Raw genomic sequence first — 6,362 nt, 5'->3', positions numbered from 1 at the left:
AGATCCATCTTGGCCTACATCGGCCAAAACTAGGTTAGACATATTGATCGGTTTCCTACTTCTCGCCCTGCGCCATCGGGGTGACTTGCTATGTCACGTTGGCACCGTTCAACCCTGGCACATAGGGCATCGGCCATGTTGACGGTCACTCATAACAACGACGCGATCAAATAGGACGGCTTCAAAAGCTAGTGAAGCATCCGATGCCAACAGTTCTGGAGGTATTTGGCACTGTTTCGCAGCCTAGGACTGTAAACAAACCAAGGCCGTCCGGTCGGGAACGCTCTGCGGGATGGTCAGGCCCTTATCCGGTCTCATCATTTATACCAACGTCTGGAAATGAGCAACCCGCCGCAGCAGTTGAACCTATCGGTCAGAACCAGATCCCACAGCCGTAAATAATAGCCATTATCAGCTCCTTAGTTGCGGTATCTTGCGCCCCAGCGGACCGAGGAAGTGTTCTAATTCCACTGAACGAATCAGACGCAGCAAGAAGACGTAAACGATCGCCATGACGGTACCGACCACGCCGATCGACACGATGGCATTGCCGATAGAACTCCACGCGAATCCCCAGTCATAGCCGCCTAACATCCACAACACTATGGCTCCACAGAAACCCGAGACGGTAGCCATCAGACCGATGCGGATATAGGTGCCCATGACCCGCGAAACACCGTAGTCCCCGTAACGACGCACAATCAGGAAATGCGCGATCACCGCTGAAAGAACATTGGTGATGCCGTATATCAAGGCCACGGCCTTCGCGATCTCCGTTGCGGGGAGTGCTTGCACCGCGCCGAAAGCCAATGCAACGCCCAAAACGGCAATGATCGTCTGAATCAGCATCGGTGTCTTGGTGTCTTCCTCGGCGAAGAAAACACGGATCATGAAGAAGTGGATGGACTTGAAGGGCAACCCCAATGCAGTGAGCAACAGGAGCTGGCCGATGGCCGCGCCCTGCAACATCGACGTTTCCGAGCTACCGGCGAAGAGGCGCCCTAAGGGGCCGGCGAGCACGATGAAAGCCACTGAAGCGAACACGATCGGTACCGCAGTGGTGCATAGCCCCCTTGCGAGCAAAGGAGCGATGTCTTGCTGGCGTTTTTCGTGGAAGGCCTTGGTGAATTCATTGAACAGCATCGTTGCCAAGGTGAGCGCGAAGATCGAATGCGGCAACACGGTGATCAGCTGCGAAGTATTTAGCGCGTACTCACCTGGAATGTCTGCCCCTCCGTTGGGCATGGACAAACGGGCTGGCGCTGCGGCTGAAACAAATTTTGAGTTGACTAGAGAAGCGATGTTTCCGACCATCATGGAGCCCAGAGTCCAGGCTGCAAGCTTCCCCACATGGCGAAGACCCATACCCCGCCACGAGAAGTTGGGGCGCAGGGTTAGCCCCAGGTTGCGCAGTGGCCAGAACAAGGCCACTGCCTGTACTGCGATGCCCAGGGTGGCTCCACCAGCCAGCAAGATCGTTTGCGTGGTGGTCCAGGTTTCCAAGGCGTCATTGCCGCCGCTGTAAGTACCAAAGAGAACGATGAATGTGCCGATGGTAAGGATCTGTACCAGATTGTTCGCTACCGGTGCCCACATATACGCAGCGAAACGTCCGTGCGAGTTCAGGACTTGCCCGAAGACCGCATAAACGCCGTAGAAGAAAATTTGTGGCAGACACCAATAGGCGAACGTAGTGCCCATTGCCATCATGGGTTCGGTCCAATCAAGGGTTAGAGCCTTGATCAGTGGCCCGGCTAGGAGCGTCAATAGCACTGTGCCAACACCCATCACCACTATGGTGAGGGTCACCAATTTCGAAGTGTAGGCCGAACCTTGGTCAGAGGCTTTGGACGCCTTGATCAGCTGAGGTACCAGTACGACGTTGAAGATGCCGCCGGCCAGCAGCATGAAGATGATCGTCGGGATGACGTTTGCCTTCTCGAAGATATCGCCCATTGTCGTCGACGAGCCGATGGCGACAGCCAGAAGTGCTGTGCGGATGAATCCGAGTATGCGCGAAACTAAGGTGCCGGACGTCATCAAGGCGTAGGTCCTTGACTGGCGCTCTGCGGGTTGCTCGTGTGGTGTTCGCTGCACCGTGGAAACGCCGCTGGTCATGGTGTGGCCTTCAATGGTGGGGGAAGTGGCGTGGGAAGACTTTGCGCTAGCCCCTCGTAAATACCGCTCAATCAGAGCAAGTCAGGCATTGCTTAACACGAAGGCATCAACGCATTGAAGTAAGAAGCATACCCTTTGGTTTTTTTGGAAGGGCGTTTACTGAACGCGTCCACAAGTCGAACCTTTACCGGGCCGGTGGGTATGGAGTGAGCCATTCCGGTTCGTAGGGTGCCAGTTTTGCCAGAGATGTCATTTGCGTGAACGATCTTTCCTTGACACGAGGGCTATGACCACAAGGCACACGACAAGCAGTGCAGCGTAGAGCCCCTTAACGAGTGCCCCATTTCCGATGAAGATCATCATCAGGCTGAGAGCAGCTAAGAATGCAAAGCCAATTTTCATGCTTTCAAAATGTTCTCCTATGGTCATATGCTCCAGTAGACACTGGATGGCCTAAATGGGGAACGTCCTGCGGGACACAACACTCAGCGGTGTGCATCCAGGTAAGCCTGCATTGGTCGTAGTTAGTGCCGCCGGGGCGTCCACCCTGATGGCAGCATGCCAGTGATCTTTCCACGTTCAGAGTCTGCCTCCCCTGACCATCCTTGGACTGCCGGTGCTTCATCGAAAGCACCCCGGGCCATGCGAAGGCCAAGATCTGGGTGACTCATCCCTGGCGCTCCACCGCGACGGGTCGAGGCCCGGACGCTCCAGTGCTTGTCGGCGAAACCTCCCCCACGGAAGACCCGGTAGTCGTCGTAGCGGGCCGGATCGAGTAGATCCCAGCACCATTCCCAGACGTTTCCAAGGGTGTCGTGGAGTCCGAAGGCATTGGGTTGTTTTTCACCAACCTCTTTCGGGCTCTCTAACTTGTCATTCGCTGTCCACCCAATGGCATCAAGGGGTCCGTAGTGCGGTCCCACAGTGCCGGCGCGGCACGCGTATTCCCATTCGGCTTCGGTGGGCAGTCGGTACCCGGAGGCGGTCGTCTGCCAAATCACTTCGTCTGCCTCGAAAATGTATGCAGGAGAAAGGCTTTCGCTCATTGACGCTTCATTGCAAAGCTTGATGGCTTCCAACCAATTGATATCTACCAGCGGTGCTTGGGTGCCCGCTTCGCTATTACCCATGAGTTGCGCATATTGAACCTCGGTGACTGGCGCGATTCCAATCTCGAATGGTTCCAGATGGACGGTCCAACGGCGTTTTCGTCGCGCGTCGTGTAACTCCACTTGTCCGGCTGGTAGCGGACGAAGATTAAAGGTAGGCATTTCACAATGCTCCCATGCCGTCCCGCTAGCCTGAACCTTGGCCGGGCACTTGGCAGCCGAGCGCGGGAGCTCCGCTCACTATGTTCGATCAGCTGCGCAAAACAGTCGCAAGACTAGGATCCTAACTTCGGCATCCAATATAGTTCCGGCTCCTGCAACGACCTACTGGTTTACAAGAAGCGTGGACGTGAGGTTGAGTTGTGCAAGACGTTGGGTGAGGACAGCTGAGAGTACGTCGTGGCCCGCCTGCGTGAGGTGTACTTTATCCGCCATCAGGCCAATAAGGTGATAACTTTTCACCCAATGCCCGGTGCTCACAAACGGAACGTGGATTTGCCGAGCGTAGGTACCAAGCAGCGCATCCACCGCTATCCGCCTGGCACCACTATCAGTAGACGAACCTGCGAGGGTCCCCACCATGAGCAATTGTGAAGACGGGTACTGCTTCTGAAGAGCATTGATTGTTTCGGCCGCACCCAGCAATATCTGCGCATTCGAGGCACCAATCGTTGCATCGTTGCCACCGCCTTCAACGACGATCAACGCTGGCGCGATGCTCGGCAGTGCCCATCGATGTTGCTTTAGTGCAGAAGGGTAGTTCAATGCCCCCGCGGCATTCGAGGAAACGAAGCCGGTCCCGCCGGCTCCGAGGAATTGGATATTGTATCCTGCTGCGCGCAGGGCACTTTGGGTCCAGGTTCGATTTCCGGGGACGTTCGCAGCTCCAGCAGACTGGGAATCACCAATCAGCAATGCCACCTTTCGGGTGTCAATGATCTGCTTACCTACGTGGCTGAGGCCCGTCGTCGAACCGGTACCAAGATCCTGCGCAGCGGTTGTGACCGTGCTCTGGTTAGATGAGGCTCTCTGGGTCGCGCTGGGTGGGGAGCCAACAGCCAAGTGAGGAAAATTCCCGATGGCAGCACAGGACACCAGCACTGTTCCGAGGAGCGTACTTACTAGCAGTGCCCGAGCTGCCCTGTAGGCCTTGCTTCCCCGTTGCTCCATTGCATGTTCCCCCGTTGATGTGTGGTGACTGGCGCTGGGTGCAAGATGTCCGCCAACGCCTTGGCTTAAGAATGCGCGCTATTGGCTGAAAGAACGCTGAGTGCCAAGGGACAATTGACCCACAACGATGCTGATCCTGCCTTAGCTGAGTAAATCTTCAGGATTCCTCAGCGTTGTCTTAGCACCTAGGGGAGAAGGTTGTTCCATGGCACCACAGCCGTGGCGTCAAAGCAGTGAACACCGCACGAAAGCACCGGAGGAAATTTCTGGTGCTACATCCCCAGTGAAAGGTTCCCACCCCGTGAACATGACCAAGCATAAAAGAAACGTCTTTGCTTCCTTGGCTGGCGTAGCGCTCCTCGGTGGAGTCGCCACGGTTGGCGTAGCCGCAGCTAACGCGGCAAGCGATACGAAGTCGGCATCATCGCAGGGTGAACAGAAAGAAACGAAGATCAAAGGTTCCATTGTGGTGGCGGAGTCTGCGACTGAGGAGTCGGATGCTGCTGAGGCCGCCAAGTTGGCCAAGCTCGCGACGGTTAGCGAGAAGGATGCCGGCGCAGCCGCACTGGCCACTGTTTCAGGCAGCACCCTTGTGGAGATGGAACTGGAGGAAGAAGATGGTTGGCTCGTTTACGATGCAACGGTGAAGGACGGAGTAGGTGTCTTCACCGAGGTCACCATCGACGCAGGAAACTCGAAGGTCTTGGCTTCAGAGATTGAGGACGACGAATCCGCTGAAGCTCCCGAAGGCACGGAAACCTCCGATAGTCCTGAGCAGGGAACCAACGTGGAGTTGAACAATCCTCAAGACGCCAGCCCCAGCGCTACCAGCGGAAAGTAAGTACAAGCGGAGCTGAGCAGGAGGCAAGAACCCCGGCCACGTATTCACCCCCCGAGTGCGTGGCCGGTTGCCGTTCATTGGTCCCAGCCAAGCACCTGCCCTGTCGGCCTGTGGAGGTGCGTGAGACGAAGTTGTGGAGCTAGGGCGCCCCGGACTGCGAAAAGCGGCCTCGATAAGGGTGCGAAGTGATGGAAAGAACCACAGGCTGCATCTCTTCGCAGAACCGATATGCAGGTGATGAAAACGACCAGTGCAGGAGCATGCCTAATGCCTAGATATCAGCGGACCAGTGGCGGTCTTTCCCCAACACACACGTATCGAGGCATTTCCAAGGTAACTCCGGGTATTTCGGACCTTCTTCGTAGCCTGGCTGCATGGTTTGCCCGGTGGGGTGTGGTGCGGATTCAAGGCTGGCTTGTCTTTACGATGCTTGCTGTCATCGCTGTGTTCTCTGCGGGAATGATACTGAAACACAACTTGTTCCTAACGGCTTCGGATATGGGGATCGTCCAAGACCTGGGAACGCATCACAGTGAGGTCGCCAACCTCGTGGCCCTGGGCATTCACCATGGTCTTGGCGGTCCTTTCGCAGTGGTCGTTCTTGTGCTGGCAGCAGGTCTTGTCTACGTGCTTAAGCGTTCCGCCGCCGATGCCCTGCTGGTCATCGTTCTCACCACAGCCGGCTGGAGTTTGACCACGGTCATGAAAGTTGCCGTGTCCCGAGCGCGTCCCGAGCAGGGATTGCTCTCCGATGTCTTGGTTCCGGATATGAACGGATTCACCTCCTTCCCTTCGGGTCATACTGCCTTTGCGGTGTCCTTGGCCATTGCGGTGTCGTTGGCTGCGTGGGGAACGCGGTGGCGTTATTTGACGGTCACCCTAGCGGTTGTTTTCGCCGTGACAGTGGGGGTTTCTCGCGTATATCTGGGCGTGCACTATCCTTCGGATGTCTTTGCTGCCTTCGTTCTTTCCGCGGCGGCGGTGGTCCTGGTCGCCGGGTTGCTCACCAGCCACATACCAGCGTTCAACCCTTGGAGGCACGCAGCAAAGACGGCTCCTTCTGCTGGAGGAGAGCGGTACGCGGATCCAACTAGGATGGAGAGCACCTGATGAAAGAGGCATCC

General features: G+C 56.4%; 5 protein-coding genes. 2 read left to right on the top strand and 3 right to left on the bottom strand.

Annotated features, from left to right (window positions below; translation table 11 throughout):
* Positions 1-411 precede the first annotated feature (411 nt).
* From murJ to ABEA12_RS03070, 3 genes are all read right to left on the bottom strand, one after another.
* Entirely contained in the window at positions 412-2,118 is a 1,707-nt protein-coding gene (gene murJ, locus ABEA12_RS03080; RefSeq protein ID WP_345466341.1) for a murein biosynthesis integral membrane protein MurJ, read from the bottom strand.
* Positions 2,119-2,642: 524 nt separating this feature from the next.
* Positions 2,643-3,389 carry a formylglycine-generating enzyme family protein gene (locus tag ABEA12_RS03075; RefSeq protein ID WP_210099285.1) on the bottom strand — a complete coding sequence of 249 codons (747 nt, stop codon included), beginning with the start codon at positions 3,387-3,389 and terminating at the stop codon, positions 2,643-2,645.
* Between the two features lie 162 nt (positions 3,390-3,551).
* Complete coding sequence (locus ABEA12_RS03070; RefSeq protein WP_210099286.1) at positions 3,552-4,148, bottom strand: SGNH/GDSL hydrolase family protein; 597 nt, start codon at positions 4,146-4,148, stop codon at positions 3,552-3,554.
* A 454-nt stretch (positions 4,149-4,602) separates the two neighbouring features.
* On the opposite strand from ABEA12_RS03070, the gene ABEA12_RS03065 reads away from it, so the two are divergent.
* Complete coding sequence (locus ABEA12_RS03065; protein WP_210099287.1) at positions 4,603-5,238, top strand: PepSY domain-containing protein; 636 nt, start codon at positions 4,603-4,605, stop codon at positions 5,236-5,238.
* A 498-nt stretch (positions 5,239-5,736) separates the two neighbouring features.
* Positions 5,737-6,348, top strand: a complete 612-nt coding sequence (locus ABEA12_RS03060; protein ID WP_210099288.1) for a phosphatase PAP2 family protein — start codon at positions 5,737-5,739, stop codon at positions 6,346-6,348.
* The last annotated feature ends 14 nt before the right edge of the window (positions 6,349-6,362 follow it).

This window comes from Paeniglutamicibacter antarcticus (assembly GCF_039544305.1).
Lineage (GTDB): Bacteria > Actinomycetota > Actinomycetes > Actinomycetales > Micrococcaceae > Paeniglutamicibacter > Paeniglutamicibacter antarcticus_C.
This window is presented reverse-complemented; position numbering and strand designations above follow the sequence as displayed.